Origin of the sequence: Streptomyces sp. NPDC014623 (genome assembly GCF_043088245.1) — a bacterium.
In the GTDB taxonomy this organism is placed as follows: Bacteria; Actinomycetota; Actinomycetes; order Streptomycetales; family Streptomycetaceae; genus Streptomyces.
Map to the genome: position 1 here is coordinate 1 of NZ_JBIBZU010000002.1, position 14,252 is coordinate 14,252.

The 14,252-nt window shown below is 71.5% G+C and carries 7 protein-coding genes; all 7 read right to left on the reverse strand.

What is annotated here, in order from left to right:
- Nucleotides 1-133 precede the first annotated feature (133 nt).
- Nucleotides 134-1,417 (reverse strand): nucleotide sugar dehydrogenase, encoded by a 1,284-nt coding sequence (locus ACF1FZ_RS04125; protein WP_391771817.1) that lies wholly within the window; start codon nucleotides 1,415-1,417, stop codon nucleotides 134-136.
- Complete coding sequence (locus tag ACF1FZ_RS04130) at nucleotides 1,414-3,045, reverse strand: glycosyltransferase family 2 protein (protein WP_391771818.1); 1,632 nt, start codon at nucleotides 3,043-3,045, stop codon at nucleotides 1,414-1,416. Before ACF1FZ_RS04130 ends, ACF1FZ_RS04125 begins: the two co-directional genes overlap by 4 nt.
- Entirely contained in the window at nucleotides 3,042-4,619 is a 1,578-nt protein-coding gene (locus ACF1FZ_RS04135) for a glycosyltransferase family 4 protein (protein ID WP_391771819.1), read from the reverse strand. Before ACF1FZ_RS04135 ends, ACF1FZ_RS04130 begins: the two co-directional genes overlap by 4 nt.
- A gap of 23 nt (nucleotides 4,620-4,642) precedes the next feature.
- On the reverse strand, nucleotides 4,643-7,231 hold the full coding sequence (locus ACF1FZ_RS04140; RefSeq protein WP_391771820.1) for a glycosyltransferase: 2,589 nt from the start codon (nucleotides 7,229-7,231) through the stop codon (nucleotides 4,643-4,645).
- Between the two features lie 105 nt (nucleotides 7,232-7,336).
- Nucleotides 7,337-8,350 carry a Gfo/Idh/MocA family protein gene (locus ACF1FZ_RS04145; protein ID WP_391771821.1) on the reverse strand — a complete coding sequence of 338 codons (1,014 nt, stop codon included), beginning with the start codon at nucleotides 8,348-8,350 and terminating at the stop codon, nucleotides 7,337-7,339.
- Entirely contained in the window at nucleotides 8,347-9,465 is a 1,119-nt protein-coding gene (locus tag ACF1FZ_RS04150; protein ID WP_391771822.1) for a DegT/DnrJ/EryC1/StrS family aminotransferase, read from the reverse strand. The genes ACF1FZ_RS04145 and ACF1FZ_RS04150 overlap by 4 nt, the downstream gene beginning before the upstream one ends.
- A 330-nt stretch (nucleotides 9,466-9,795) precedes the next feature.
- A complete protein-coding gene (locus ACF1FZ_RS04155; RefSeq protein WP_391771823.1) occupies nucleotides 9,796-14,067 on the reverse strand; it encodes a ribonuclease E/G in 4,272 nt (1,423 codons plus the stop codon).
- Between the last annotated feature and the right edge of the window lie 185 nt (nucleotides 14,068-14,252).

Sequence of the window (14,252 nt, forward strand, 5' to 3'; positions counted from 1 at the left end):
CGCTCCCTCAGCCTCGCAACGTCATCGCGTCCAACGACCACGGTCCTCGCAACTCCCACAGATCGCGGGTGTTGCGAGGACCGTTAGAACCCAAGGTGCCGGGTGGGGCCCTCAGCCGTTCGTACGGGGCCGGTCAGCCGCCGATGACGACGCGGCGCACGCCCGCCCAGTTGGCCGGGTCGGTCGTACGCCGTCCGTCGACCAGGACGCGGACGTCCGGCAGGTCGGCGGCGGCCAGCTCACGGTACTCGGCGTGGTCGGCCTGGAGGATCGCGGCGGTCACCGTCTGGCCCTCGTGCGGCACGAGGCCGTGCGCGGTCAGCTCCTCCGCCGTGTACATCGGGTCCGAGACGAACGGCACCGCACCGCGCGCCTTCAGCGCCTCGACGACGCCGAAGACACCGGAGAAGGCCGTCTCCTTGACGCCGCCGCGGTAGGCGGCGCCCAGCACCAGGACCCCGGCGCCGTCCAGGTCGCCGTAGGCCGCGGCCAGCAGGTCGACGGAGTACTCGGGCATCGCGGCGTTGGCCTCACGGGCCGAGCGCACGACGGTGGCCTCCGGGTCGTTCCACAGGTACATCCGCGGGTAGATCGGGATGCAGTGGCCGCCGACGGCGATGCCCGGCTGGTGGATGTGGCTGTAGGGCTGGCTGTTGCAGGCCTCGATGACCTTCTTGACGTCGATGTCGTTCTTGTCGGCGAACCGGGCGAACTGGTTGGCCAGGCCGATGTTGACGTCGCGGTAGGTGGTCTCGGCGAGCTTGGCCAGCTCGGAGGCCTCCGCGGTGCCGAGGTCCCAGACGCCGTTCGGGCGCGGCAGGTCCTCGCGGTCGTCGAAGTCGAGCACGGCCTCGTAGAACTCGACGCCGCGCTGCGAGGACGCCTCGTCGATGCCGCCGACGAGCTTGGGGTAGCGGCGCAGGTCGGCGAAGACGCGGCCGGTCAGCACGCGCTCCGGGGAGAACACGAGGTGGAAGTCACGGCCCGGGGTCAGCCCGGAGCCCTCGGCGAGCATCGGCGCCCAGCGGGTACGGGTGGTGCCCACCGGCAGGGTGGTCTCGTAGCTGACGAGGGTGCCCGGCTTCAGACCTGCGGCGATCGCCTTCGTCGCCGCGTCCATCCAGCCGAAGTCGGGAACTCCCTCGGCGTCCACGAACAGCGGGACGACCACCACGACGGCGTCGGACGCGGCGACCGCGGCGGTGGTGTCCGTCGTCGCGGAGAGAAGGCCCGCGCCCACGGTCTCCTTGAGCTTGACGTCCAGGTCGTGCTCGCCGGGGAACGGCTCGGTGGCCGCGTTGACCAGCTCGACGACCTTCGCGTTGACGTCCGCGCCGACGACCTTGTGGCCCTTGGCCGCGAACTGCACGGCGAGCGGAAGGCCGATCTTGCCGAGCGCGACTACACAGATGTTCATCGGGTTACTTTCCTCTTCAGCCTGGACAGCATGTGGCGCAGCCGCTTGCCCGCACCGGGTCTGATCTCCCACAGGGGCGCCGTCGTGATCACGAGCCGGCCCTTGGGGTTCTGGTTCGCCGCCACCCTGTAGGGGACGGCCTGCCGCCAGCGACGGGCCAGGGGAAGCGGCTTCCCGCCGGACTTCACCGGGATCTCGTACGTCGAGCCTGCCACGTCGACGTACACCCGGACACCGAGCTTCGACTTGACGGCGTGGACGGGGATCCGGGCGCGTACCGTGCTCGCCCGGCCGTCCTCGGCCGTATCGACGCTGAACTCCCCCTCGGGCGGAGCAAGTTCATGGTCGGACGGCAGCCGGCGCGCACCCGGCTTGTCCGCGGACTTCGGCATGGCTCCCTTGGCCAGGCGCACGGTCAGGGAACCGGTGTCGCCCACGACGCCGACCCGGGCGGTGAGCACGAGGGACAGGTCCTCGCCGGTCTGGTCCCAGTCCACGGCGACGAGCTCCGTGCCCTGTGCCAGTCTCCCGGGCACGGACTCGCCGACCAGTTCGTAGACACGGTCGGGAAGGCCGGGGGTCTCGTCGCGGAAGCCGGGGTACAGCGCGAAGGCCCGGCCGTCCTCGAGGTGGAACGGCGGCGCCCCGTGTTCCGCCTCGTCGGTGATGGCGCGGACCAGTTCGTCCACGGCACCGGCCTGGGCGAGGCAGATCCGCACGCGGCGCTTGACGTCCAGGGAGTCCCTGAGTTCGTCGGTGAGGTACTCGTCGGCGAGGGTGGCGATCCCCGCGCAGACCTCCTGCCGGGTCGTCGGGTCCAGGGCCGGGAAGTCGTCCTGGATGAGTTTGGCGAGTTCCCAGGTGAAGTGGCGCTTGAACAGCGCGTCCCGGTCGGGGCCCGCTTCCACGAGCGAGGCGGCATGCTTCATGATCGCGGCGGTGCAGCGCAGCCGGGACAGGTGATCGGCCCGGTAGGTGATGTTGCTCGCGTCGCCGCGCTTCACCGCGTAGTAGAAGGTGTAGTCCGAGAGGACCGAGATCTTCCGGGCCCGGACGCACGCCTCGATGGTGAACGGCTGATCGCTGCCGACCGGCAGGTCCTCGGGGAAGCGCAGCCCGTGCTTCTCCACCAGCTCGCGGCGGAAGAGCTTGGTGTTCGCCAGCGTGAAAGGCAGGCTGGAGCGGAAGGGGCTGATGTCGGGGTCGTTCTTCTTGTAGAGCTTCTGATGCACATAGCGGCCGTTGGTGCCGACCATCTTGCCGACGACCACGTCGGAGCCGTGCTCGTCCGCATAGGCCACCATGCGCTCGAGGGCTTCCTCGCCGAGGTAGTCGTCGGACCCTATGAAGTACACGAACCGGCCCGTGGCCACCTCCAGCGCCCGGTTGCTGGGCGCGGCGGGACCACCGGAGTTGGCCTGGTGCAGGACCTTGACCGTGCCGGGGTAGCGCTGGGCGAAACGGTCGAGCTCGGCGCCGCTCTCGTCCGTCGAGCCGTCGTCGACCGCGACGATCTCCAGCCGGTCGAGGCCGATGCTCTGCCCGACGAGGGAGTTCAGGCATTCCGTCAGGTAGGGCATCGTGTTGTACACCGCGACAACCACACTGACATCGGGAGCCGTCGTCATCGTCTGTTCTCCGCCTTCTCGCGGTCCGGGAGCAGGTGGGAGTAGAGCCCGTCGAGTACTTCGGCCTGCGCTTCCCAGGTCCAGGTGTCCAGCAGCCCGGGCTTGTCGTACGCGGCGCGGTAGCGCTCGGGGTCGGCGAGTACCTGCTTGATCGCGCGGGCCAGGTCGGAGACGTCCTGGGCCTTGCAGACCTCGCCCTGCCCGGTCGAACGGGTCACCTCGGACATGGTCTTCACATCGCTCACGACCAGGGGCAGCCGGGCGTGCGAGTACTCGAAGAACTTGGTGATCAGAGCGATCTCGTGGTTCGGCCAGTGGTGGATCGGGATGCAGCCGGCGTTCGCCGCGGACAGGAACCGGACGACCTGCCAGTGCGGTACGTAGGGCACCGCGTGCAGACGGTCCCCCGCCCCCAGTTCCTCGGCGCGGGCCAGCAGGCCCTTTATGTAGGCGGCGGCCGGATTCGGGACCACGAACGCCATGTGTACGCCGTCGAGCTGCGGCAGCGCCTCCACCATGTCGCCGAGACCGCGCTGCGGACCCGGCGAACCGCTGTAGACCACCAGCGGGACGTCCAGCCCGATGCCGCACAGTTCACGCAGATCCGGCACCGGGCCGGCGTCGGGCCGCTCGACCGGCCGGTCGGGCGCGTTGAGCACGACCGTGGGCCGCTCGGTCAGGGAATGACGCTCGCGCAGCAGGTCACCGAGGCCTTCGGACACGGTCACCACCGCGTCGGCGTACGGCGCGTACTCGCTCTCGTGCGCCGTGTTGCCCGGGATCCAGTGCGCGTTGTCCTCCCACGGGCGGACTCCGGGCAGGAACTCGTGGGCGTCCCAGACCAGCTTGACCTGACGGCCCGCGGCCCTGGCCCGGACCGCGGCACGGGCCCCGACACCCAGCATCCGGAAGTCGTTGGCGTGGATCAGATCGGGCTTGAGCGCGTCGATCTCCTTGCCGTAGGTCAGCTCGTAGTCCCACAGCGCGGGTTCGAGCCTGCGCCAGGCCCTTCTGCCCTTGGCGGCCTTCCAGGCGGCGGTGAAGGTCCGGTCCAGCGGCCCCTGGAGCCTGCGGCCGGCCTTCTGGGCCTCCGTGGAATGACGGGACCGCAGTGCGATCCAGCGCTGCATCACCTTCGACACCGGGCCGGCCACCGCGAGACGCGCCCGCTCGGCCTTGCGGAAGGCCGGCGAACCGACCGCCTGCGGCACCACCTTGAGCGCGGCACGGCGTGCGGCGACGTCGGCGCGCCATGCCTTGGCCCACTGCCGTCTGTACGCGGCGAGCGGGCCGGGCGGGTAGGCCAGGGGGCGGCGCAGCAGCGAGCGGTGCCGTTCGGCGTGCCGCTTCGCCAGTGGCGTCTTCAGCGGCAGCAGTCGTACGTCGGCCTCACCGAGCTTCCAGCTGCGGCCGCTGCCCGAGCGCACCAGACCGAGCAGCGTCACGTCCCAGCCCGCCGCGGCCATGGACTCGGCGGCCTTCTGGACCCGCGAATCACCTTCGACCTTGTTGTCGACGAGCATGACGACCCGGCCCCTGCGGGACCGCTCGATGCCGGCTTCCTGCGTCTCCATGAACAACCTTTCCCCCGGACGCGTCACTTGAGGAATCCGCTCAGTACCTGCGCGGTCCAGCGTCCGTCGTGGTACGTATGCGCGAATTCCACCGAGGCACGGCCGATGGCCGCGGCGCCCTCACGATCGTCGAGCAGGGAATCCAGCGCTTCACGCAGCGTGGCGGGAGTGGCGCTGACGATGGGCAGTTCGCCGTTCGTCGTGGCCTTCACCGCGTCGCTGATGTAACCGATCACCGGCTTGCCGGCGGCCATCGCCTCGACCGCGAAGGTGCCGTAACTACCCGTGGTGAACTGGTCCAGGACCAGGTCGCTCTCCTTGACCAGCGCATGCATCTCGGCCCAGGGGATGTCCTCGGCAAGCCTGAAGTCGATGACGCCGCGATCGTGCAGCTCGGTGAGCACGGGCATGATCCGGTCCGTGCCCTTGGTCCAGCGCTTGGACGGGGCGTGCAGCACGATGGGCCGCTTGCGCTCCATCACCGGAGCGTCGGCCGTCCACGAGGCGACGTCCACCACCAGCGGCGCCCACTTCGCCGCCGGCAGGTCGTCCAGCAGGTCGGGGGTCGTGACGAAGAGCGGCAGACCGGACTCGTCGGCGATGCGCCGGTTGACCTCGGCCTTGCTCCGCAGCCTCTCGGCGATGCCGTCAGGAGCGTCCCTGAACAGGGAGTACTCGTGGCGCTCCAGATGCCGGTCGGGGTGGCGGATGTCGCTTCCGTGCGACAGGAGCGCCACCTTCACGCGTGCCTTGCGCAGCGCGGCCAGGTCACCTGCGACGGTGTCACCGTTGAGCCGTCCGAAGACCGGCATGAAGGCGTCGACGATCAGGTGGGTGTAACGGCCGACGATCCTCTTCACCTGCTGCAGCTGGATGTCCAGCTCGCCGAGCCGCGCGGCGTCGACGTAGACGTCGGCCGGGTAGTCGAACGTGTCGGCGCGCTGGTTCATGACGACTTCGACGGACACGTCCGGATCGGCCTGCGAGACCGCCTGCGCGAAAGCCGCTCCCTGACCCGCGTAATTGGCCGGCCCGATACCGAGCTTGACCCGTGTGGAGCCGAGCGGGGTCCAGACCGGCACTCCGGACCTGCCACTGCTCGAACCGATCCGTGCGGCGCCCGGGGTCTCCTGCACCGTCCAGGACACCTCGGCATCCGGCACCGGTGGTGTCTTCTTCGACAGGGTGCGGTACAGCTCGAGCAGTTTGGCGCTCTGCTGCTCCCAGGAGAGCTCCTTGAGCACGTCCTCGGTGATGGCCTCCGCGAGCTCACCACGACGCTTCAGCGCCCGGGCCGCCGCGGTGACGAAGGTCGCCGGGTCGTCCCAGGTGAAGACCTCGCCGAGCCCCTTCTCCTCCACGTACGCCTTGATCACCCGCACGTCACTGGTGACCAGCGGGAGACCTGCCTGAAGGTACTCCGACACCTTCGTCGGCAGGGAGACCTCGCAGTTGGGCACCCGCCTGAACGGCGTCAGGCCGATGTCGGCGGAGGACAGGTAATCGGCGACCTCGTGCTGTGCGACGTACGGCACCAGATGGATGCGGTCGCGCACACCGAGCGTCTCCGCCGTCGCCAGCAGCTGCTCCAGGAGGGGGGTCACCCGGCTGCAGACCAGAGCCAGGTGCACACCCGGCAGCTCGGGGAGACCGTCGATGACGGCGTCCACCCCGCGCTCGGGCCCCAGCCACCCGGAGTAGACCATGAGGGGGACCTCGGGCCCGAGTCCGCAGAGCTCGCGGACGGACGACCGCACCGATCCGGAGCCGATCACCTCGCGCACGGGTGAGTTGCCCACCACCAGGGGGAGCTTCGGCAGCTTGTGGTCGCCCTTGAGCAGCTCCGCCAGCTGTGTGGACACGGTGACCACCGCGTCGGCCCGCCCGATGTACTCGGCCTCGGCCGCCGGAAGGGCGTAGGCCTGCCGCGGGTTGGGCCACTCCACGCCCCGTACGTACTCGTGGGCGTCGTAGAGCCAGGCGCATCGGTGACCGCTCGCCCGGAGCCGTGCGGCGCTGCGAGCCGCCGTCACGATCATGGTGGAGTCGTTGGCGTGGATGACGTCCGGCTTGAGCTCTTCGATCACCGGCCCGAACGCCAGGTCCAGGTCCACCAGCTGGGGCCAGTCGAGCCGCCAGTCACGGACCGGCTCAGGATTCTTCGGCGCCTTGCGCTGCTCCCACTTGAAGGCGCGCACCCGCAGCTTGTACACGGCGCGGCGCGCGCGCAGCACGGCCTTCAGCGAAGCCCGCCGGGGAGCACCCGACCAGGTGGTCTCGGCCGACGTCTGACGCACCCACGCCCGGTAGGAGGCGCGGTAGTGGTTGAGTGCGGTCTGGTCCTGCATACGGAACTGGGTCAGCGCACCACGCAGCGGATGCGTTCTGCGTGCCTTCACCGAGCGCACGTACTCCGTCGTCACCGGGACGCGGACCACCTCGATCGGACCCATCCTCGACCGCTGGACGCGCTTGGTCTCGCTTCTGCCGATCAGCGTGACGTCCCAGCCGTCGCGGGCTGCGGCCACCGCCGTCTTCTGGACCCGCGAGTCGCCCGTGATGCCATTGGCGACGATCACGGCGAGCCGCGGTCGGCGGGCAGGGGATTTCATACTGCACTTCCTCCGGTGGAAGACGAACGAGCCGTCACCTGTTCCGCGCTCCCCCGGAGCGCGGAACAGGCTCGGCAGTGAAACGTTGTGTCCACTGCCAGGTGTTCAGGCCGCCGCACTATCGGTGTCCAGGCGGACGGTGGTGCGGCCGGCGGCCGACTCGAGGACCGCCGCCGCGACCTCAACGGTACGCAGCCCCTGCCGCAACGTGCAGATGTCGGCCGACTCGCCCCGGACGGCGTCCCTGAAGAGCTCGTGCTCGACCAGCAGCGGCTCCCGCTTCGGGATCGCGTAACGGATCATGTCGCCCTCGGAGACACCGCGGAACGCGCGCAGCGCCTCCCACTCGGTGGTCACCGCCGCGTTCGAGTGGAACGTGAGGTCGGCGGTGAGGGTGTCGGCGATGTAGCAGCCGCGCTCACCCGTGACCGACGTGAAGCGCTCCTTGAGCGGGCTCAGCCAGTTGACCAGGTGGTTGACCATGGTGCCGTCGGAGAGCTGACCCACCGCGGAGACCATGTCCTCGTGCGGGCGGCCGGACTTGGACACGGTGTGGGCCGCGATCGAGGTGTAGGTCTGGCCGGTCACCCAGCCGGTCAGGTCGATGTCGTGCGTGGCGAGGTCCTTGACCACGCCGACGTCCGCGATGCGGTGGGGGAAGGGGCCCTGGCGGCGGGTGACGACCTGGAAGACGTCGCCGAGCTCGCCGGCCTCCAGGCGGCTGCGCAGCGAGCGCAGGGCCGGGTTGCAGCGCTCGATGTGGCCGACGCCGGCCACGAGGCCGCGCGACTCGAAGGCCTCGACGAGGCGGCGGGCGCCCTCGACGGTGTCGGCCAGCGGCTTCTCGATCAGGGCGCAGACGCCCGCGTCGGCCAGTTGGAGGCCGACTTCCTCGTGCAGGGCGGTCGGGCAGGCGACGACCGCGTAGTCGACGCCGAGCGCGATGAGTTCCTCGACGGTGGAGAGCACGGGAGCGCCCTGCGCCCAGCCGTTCTTGTCGCCCATCGGGTCGACGACACCGACCAGGTCCACGCCTTCGAGACCGGCGAGGACCCGGGCGTGGTGACGTCCCATGGAGCCGAGGCCGACGAGTCCGGCCCTCAGTACGGCGGTGGTCACAGGATCTCCCCCAGTGCGTTCACTGCGTCGGCGATGCGCTCCAGGTCACCCTCGCCGAGCGACGGGTGGACGGGGAGCGAGACGACCTCGGCGGCGGCCCGCTCGGTCTCGGGCAGGTCCCAGTCACGGCCCGCCTTCTGGTCCGGCTCCCAGTAGGGCTTCAGCCGGTGGATCGGGGTCGGGTAGTAGACGGCGTTGCCGATGCCCGCCTCGGTGAGCTTGGCCATCGCGGCCTCACGGTCGCCCTGCACCCGGATCGTGTACTGGTGGTAGACGTGGCGGGCGCCCTCGGCGACCGGCGGCGTCGTCACGTTCGGGGCGGTGATGTGCGCGTCGAGGTACGCGGCGTTGGCGCGGCGCTGCTCGGTCCAGCCACCGACCTTCGAGAGCTGTACGCGGCCGACGGCGGCGGCCACGTCCGTCATGCGCATGTTGGCGCCGACGATCTCGTTGGCGTACCGCGCCTCCATGCCCTGGTTGCGCAGGAGGCGCAGGGTGCGCGCGAGTCCGGCGTCGGCCGTCGTGACCATGCCGCCCTCGAGGGCGTGCATGTTCTTCGTCGGGTAGAAGCTGAACGTTCCGCCTTCACCGAACGCGCCCACAGGGGTGCCGTTCAGAGCCGCGGCGTGCGCCTGGCAGGCGTCCTCCACCACGGCGAGCTTGTGCTTCTGCGCGAGGGGCATGAGCTTGTCCATGGCCGCCGGGTGACCGTAGAGGTGCACCGGCATGATCGCGGCCGTGCGCGGCGTGACGGCCGCCTCGACGGCTGCCGGGTCCAGGCCGTAGCTGCCGGGCTCGATGTCCGCGAACACCACGTCGGCGCCGACCAGCCGGACCGCGTTGGCGGAGGCCGCGAAGGAGAAGGACGGGACGATCACCTCGTCGCCCGGCCCGATACCGAGGCCGAGCAGGAGCATGTGCAGAGCGGAGGTACCGGAATTGACGGCGACGCAGTGGCGGCCGTCGACCAGCTCGGAGAAGCCCTCCTCGAAGGCCGCGACCTCCGGGCCCTGCACGACGCGACCGCTGCGCAGTACGCGTACCGCGGCCTCGATCTCCTCTTCACCGATGACCGGGCGGGCAGCAGGAATCGGCTGCTCGTTGATGCTCGTCATGGACGTCCTCCTTGAACACCGCAAGAGCTCTTCACAGGCAGAGGTCCGGGGTGCGGGACGTCTCACGAGGCCGCGCATCACCCCACCGGCGCATTGCCGACGCCCTACCGAGGAAACTGGACCCGGTCAGTCATGAACCGGGTCGGTCACCGACCGTAGTCCCCTTCCGGGAACTTCACAGGCAGCGACCGCCGTCACATTATCAGGGATTTCTCAGGCGATTTCGGGCCCGTTAACCGGCTCATGCATCAGTTCTGAAACAAAGCGCGTGTCCCGCCCCCAAGGCTCAGGGGCGGGACACGAATCGATGAACAACCGATTACGAAACGCTCAGCCGGCGGTCGTTCCCGAGTCGCCGGACGAAGCCGAAGCCGTTACGGAAGGCGACGACTGCTCAGCGGCGGCGGTCTTCTTCGCCGCTGTTTTCCTCGTCGTCGTCTTCTTCGCGGCGGTCTTCTTCGCGACCGTCTTGGCGGCTGCCTTCTTGGGGGCCGCCTTCTTCGCCGTGGTTTTCTTCGCGGTCTTGCGCGCCGCGGTCTTCTTCACCGGCGTTTCCGGTTCCGCCGCTTCGGCGTCAGGGGCGCCGGGCGTGTCGGAGTCCGTACCCGTGACCACGACGACCGCTGCCTCTTCGGCGCCGGCCGGAGACCCCGCCGGGGCGGTGGCCTTGCGGGTCGCCCTGCGACGGGCACGCGGCGGAGCGGCCGGAGCGGGCTCCTCCCCGGCGGCCGGCGCCTCGGGCGCCGTCGCCCTCTCCTGCTCCGAGGGAGCCGGAGCCGCGGGGGCCTCGACCACCGGGTCCTCGACCGCGACGGGCTCCGCCGCGGGCTCGGCCGGGTGGACCGGCGGCGTCACGTCGGCGGCCTTGGGCGAGCCCGCCGGGGCGGTCGCCTTCCGGGTCGCCCTGCGACGCGTACGGACCGGAGGCGCGGCCTCGGGCGCGGTTTCGGCCTCGGGCGCGGCCGGAGCCTCCACCGGCGCCTCGGCGACCGGTTCGGGCTGCGGCTCCTCCTCGGCGGCCGGGGCCACCGGGGCGGGCTCGGCCGCCGGGGCGGGCTCGACCACCGGCGCGGCCGGGGCCGGTGCACCGGCCGGAGCCGTGACCTTGCGGGTCGCACGCCGACGGCCACGGCCGCGGGACGCTGCCGCCTCGGCTTCGGCCGCGCTGCTGTACAGCTCCTCGTCGGCGACGAACTCCGGCTCGGGCAGCGCCACCGGGGCGGCGGCCTCGGCGGCCACCTCCGCCTCGGTCTCGACCTCGGCCGACTGCTCGGCCTGCTCGTGGTCGTGCTCGTGCCCGGCCCCGCCGCGACCGCGCTTCTTGGACCGCTTGCCACCGCCGCCACCGACGGCCGTGGGCTGCTCCATGTGGACGATCACGCCGCGCCCGTTGCAGTGGACACAGGTCTCGGAGAAGGACTCCAGCAGACCCTGGCCCACCCGCTTACGGGTCATCTGGACCAGGCCCAGCGACGTGACCTCTGCGACCTGGTGCTTCGTACGGTCGCGGCCCAGGCACTCCAGCAGCCGCCGCAGCACCAGGTCCCGGTTCTGCTCCAGCACCATGTCGATGAAGTCGACGACGACGATGCCGCCGAGGTCACGCAGCCGCAGCTGGCGCACGATCTCCTCGGCCGCCTCCAGGTTGTTCTTGGTGACGGTCTCCTCGAGGTTCCCGCCCTGCCCGGTGAACTTTCCGGTGTTGACGTCGACGACGACCATCGCCTCGGTCTTGTCGATCACCAGCGAGCCGCCGCTCGGCAGGTAGACCTTGCGGTCCAGAGCCTTCATCAGCTGCTCGTCGATGCGGTACGTCGCGAAGACGTCGACCTCGGAGGTCCAGCGCGACAGCCGGTCCGTCAGGTCCGGCGCCACGTGCGAGACGTAGCCGTGGATGGTCTCCCAGGCCTCGTCACCGCTGACGATCACCTTCGAGAAGTCCTCGTTGAAGATGTCCCGGACGACCCGGACGGTCATGTCCGGCTCGCCGTAGAGCAGCGTCGGCGCGTTGGAGCTGCTGGTGTTCTTCGACTTCTTCTGGATCTCTTCCCACTGCTGCTGCAGCCGCTCGACGTCACGGCGCAGCTCGTCCTCGCTCGCGCCCTCGGCGGCGGTGCGCACGATGACGCCCGCGTCCTCGGGAACGATCTTCTTGAGGATGCTCTTCAGCCGGGCGCGCTCGGTGTCGGGCAGCTTGCGGCTGATGCCGGTCATCGAGCCCTCGGGCACGTAGACCAGGTAACGGCCGGGCAGCGAGACCTGGCTCGTCAGGCGGGCGCCCTTGTGGCCGATCGGATCCTTCGTCACCTGGACGAGGACGGACTGGCCGGACTTCAGCGCGGTCTCGATGCGGCGCGGCCCGTGGGCCATGCCCAGCGCCTCGAAGTTGACCTCACCCGCGTACAGGACGGCGTTGCGGCCCTTGCCGATGTCGACGAAGGCGGCCTCCATGGACGGCAGTACGTTCTGCACCTTGCCCAGGTAGACGTTGCCGACGTAGCTGGTGGCCTGCTCCTTGTTGACGTAGTGCTCGACGAGCACGTTGTCCTCGAGGACGCCGATCTGGGTGCGCTCACCGCTCTGGCGGACGACCATGACGCGCTCGACGGCCTCACGGCGGGCCAGGAACTCGGCCTCGGTGATGATCGGGACCCGGCGGCGGCCCTGCTCGCGTCCCTCACGGCGGCGCTGCTTCTTGGCCTCCATGCGGGTCGAGCCCTTGATGGACTGGACCTCGTCGAAGCCAGTGCCGAGCTCGCGCTCGGCCGCTTCCCTGCGCCGTTCACGCGGCTCGCGGACCTTGACGACCGTACGCTCCGGGTCGTCCGCGCCCGTCACCGTCTCCTCGCCCGAGGGCTCCCCGCTGCGGCGCCTGCGGCGACGACGGCGACGGCTGCTGCTGGACCCGGAGGACTCGTGGTCGTCCTCGTTCTCGTCCTCGTCCTCCTGGACCTGCTGCTCCTCCTCGGAGCGGTCCGCGGCGCTGTCGTCCTGCTGCTCCGCGTCGTCCGTCTCGGACTCGGCCTCACCGCGGCGGCGGCGGCGGCCACCACGACGGCGGCGGCGCGAGGGGCGGTCCCCGTACTCGTCCGTCTCGTCGCCCTCGTGCTCGGCGTCCGTCTCGGACTCGGCCTCGGGCTCGTCCTCCACGGAGGCGGCGGGCTGTTCGGCCGGGAGGGTGACCGGAGTCGCGGCGGGCTCGGTCTCGACGGCCTCGCCACGGCGGCGGCGGCGACGGCGCGAGCCGCCCTGCGGTGCGGCCTCGGCGGCCTCCGCGGCGGTCTCGGCCGGGTCGGCGGCCTCGGCTGCCTGCCTGCCCTCGGTCTTGCGCGGCGCGCGGTCCGGACGGCCCGAGGGCTTCCGCTCCTCGAAGTCGTCGCTCTCGTCGTACGCCGGAGCGGGACCGGCGGCGGCTGCGGCGGCAGCCGCGGTCTCCGGGGTCTGGAACATCGGCTCGGCGAAGACCGGGGCCTGGAAGACGGCGACGGCGGGGCGCGCCGCGCGACGGCCCTTGCGGGTCGGCTCCTCGGTCCTGCCGGTGAATTCGGGGCGTCCCGCGGCAGCGGTGGCCCGGCGGCGCTGGCGGCCTCGCGGCGCGGCCTCCTCGACCTGCTCGGGTTCACCGGCCAGTTCCTCGGCCACAGCGGCGGGGAGGCTCTCGCTCTTCTCGGCGGTCGCCTCGGCGACCTCCTCGACGGGCTGCGGGGAGCCGGCCGGGGCGGTGGCCTTGCGAGAGGCACGGCGGCGAGGACGCGCCGGGGGCGCGGCCTCGACGGCGGGTGCCTGGGCGTCCTCCGCGGCCGGGGCGGGCTCGGCGGCGGCTTCGGCGGCCGGCTCGGCCACGCTCGCGGCAGGGGCCTCGGCGGGCTGCGTGCCCTGCGGCGCACCGGCCGGAGCCGACGCGCGGCGGCGGGTACGGCCTCGCGGCGCGGCGGCGGGCGCGGCCGGCTCTGCGGGCGCGGCGGTTTCGACGGCGGGCGCGGCCGGCTCGGGGTCCTTCACCGGCTCGGCCACGGCGATGTCCTGCACGGCTTCGGCCGGCTGGGGGGCGCCCGCCGGAGCGGTCGCCTTACGGGTGGCGCGGCGGCGGCCGCGGGGGGCTTCTGCGACAGGGGCCTCGGCGACGGGCGCCTCGACGGTCCCTTCGGTCTCCTCCTCGGCCTCGGCGGCCTCGGCGACCGGCTCCACGGCCTCGGCGGTCTGCGGCGTACCGGCCGGGGCGGTCGCCTTACGGACGGCACGACGACGGGCACGCGCCGGAGGCGCGGCCTCAGCTGCCTCGGCGGGCTCGGCGTCCACGGCCGGCGCCTCGACGGCGGGCTCCACGGCCTCGGCGGTCTGCGGCGTACCGGCCGGGGCGGTCGCCTTACGGACGGCACGACGACGGGCACGCGCCGGAGGCGCGGCCTCGGCGGCGGTCTCGGTGGCAGCGGCCGGTGCGGCCGGTGTGACGTCCTCGGCGGCGGCCGCGCCCGAGGGCGGGCCGGCGGGGCGGGACGCCGCGCGGCGCCTGCGGCGCGGCGGCAGCTTGTCCCCGGGGGCGTTGTTGTCCTCCGGGTGTGCGGGGTTTCCGGTGGTACCGGGTTCGTTCGGCTCGTGCATGCGGGCGGTTCTCCCGTCGCGCTCCCGGGCGCCACGCCTGGTTCCGGTCCGACGCGATTCGCGCGATGTGCGCGATACCGCCGTCCGGGGCGCGGGCGCCGCACGGGAGCTGATGTCTGGCTCGCCGGTTCCGTACGCGCTGCGCACGGCCTGGCGAAAGTCTTATGGGGCGGTGCGCGGCCCGA

What these genes read in the sequence shown, in the direction of transcription:
- ACF1FZ_RS04125 (WP_391771817.1), bottom strand. Translation starts at nt 1,417, where the DNA reads ATGAACATCTGTGTAGTCGCGCTCGGCAAGATCGGCCTTCCGCTCGCC.
- ACF1FZ_RS04130 (WP_391771818.1), bottom strand. Translation starts at nt 3,045, where the DNA reads ATGACGACGGCTCCCGATGTCAGTGTGGTTGTCGCGGTGTACAACACG.
- ACF1FZ_RS04135 (WP_391771819.1), bottom strand. Translation starts at nt 4,619, where the DNA reads ATGGAGACGCAGGAAGCCGGCATCGAGCGGTCCCGCAGGGGCCGGGTC.
- ACF1FZ_RS04140 (WP_391771820.1), bottom strand. Translation starts at nt 7,231, where the DNA reads ATGAAATCCCCTGCCCGCCGACCGCGGCTCGCCGTGATCGTCGCCAAT.
- ACF1FZ_RS04150 (WP_391771822.1), bottom strand. Translation starts at nt 9,465, where the DNA reads ATGACGAGCATCAACGAGCAGCCGATTCCTGCTGCCCGCCCGGTCATC.
- ACF1FZ_RS04155 (WP_391771823.1), bottom strand. Translation starts at nt 14,067, where the DNA reads ATGCACGAGCCGAACGAACCCGGTACCACCGGAAACCCCGCACACCCG.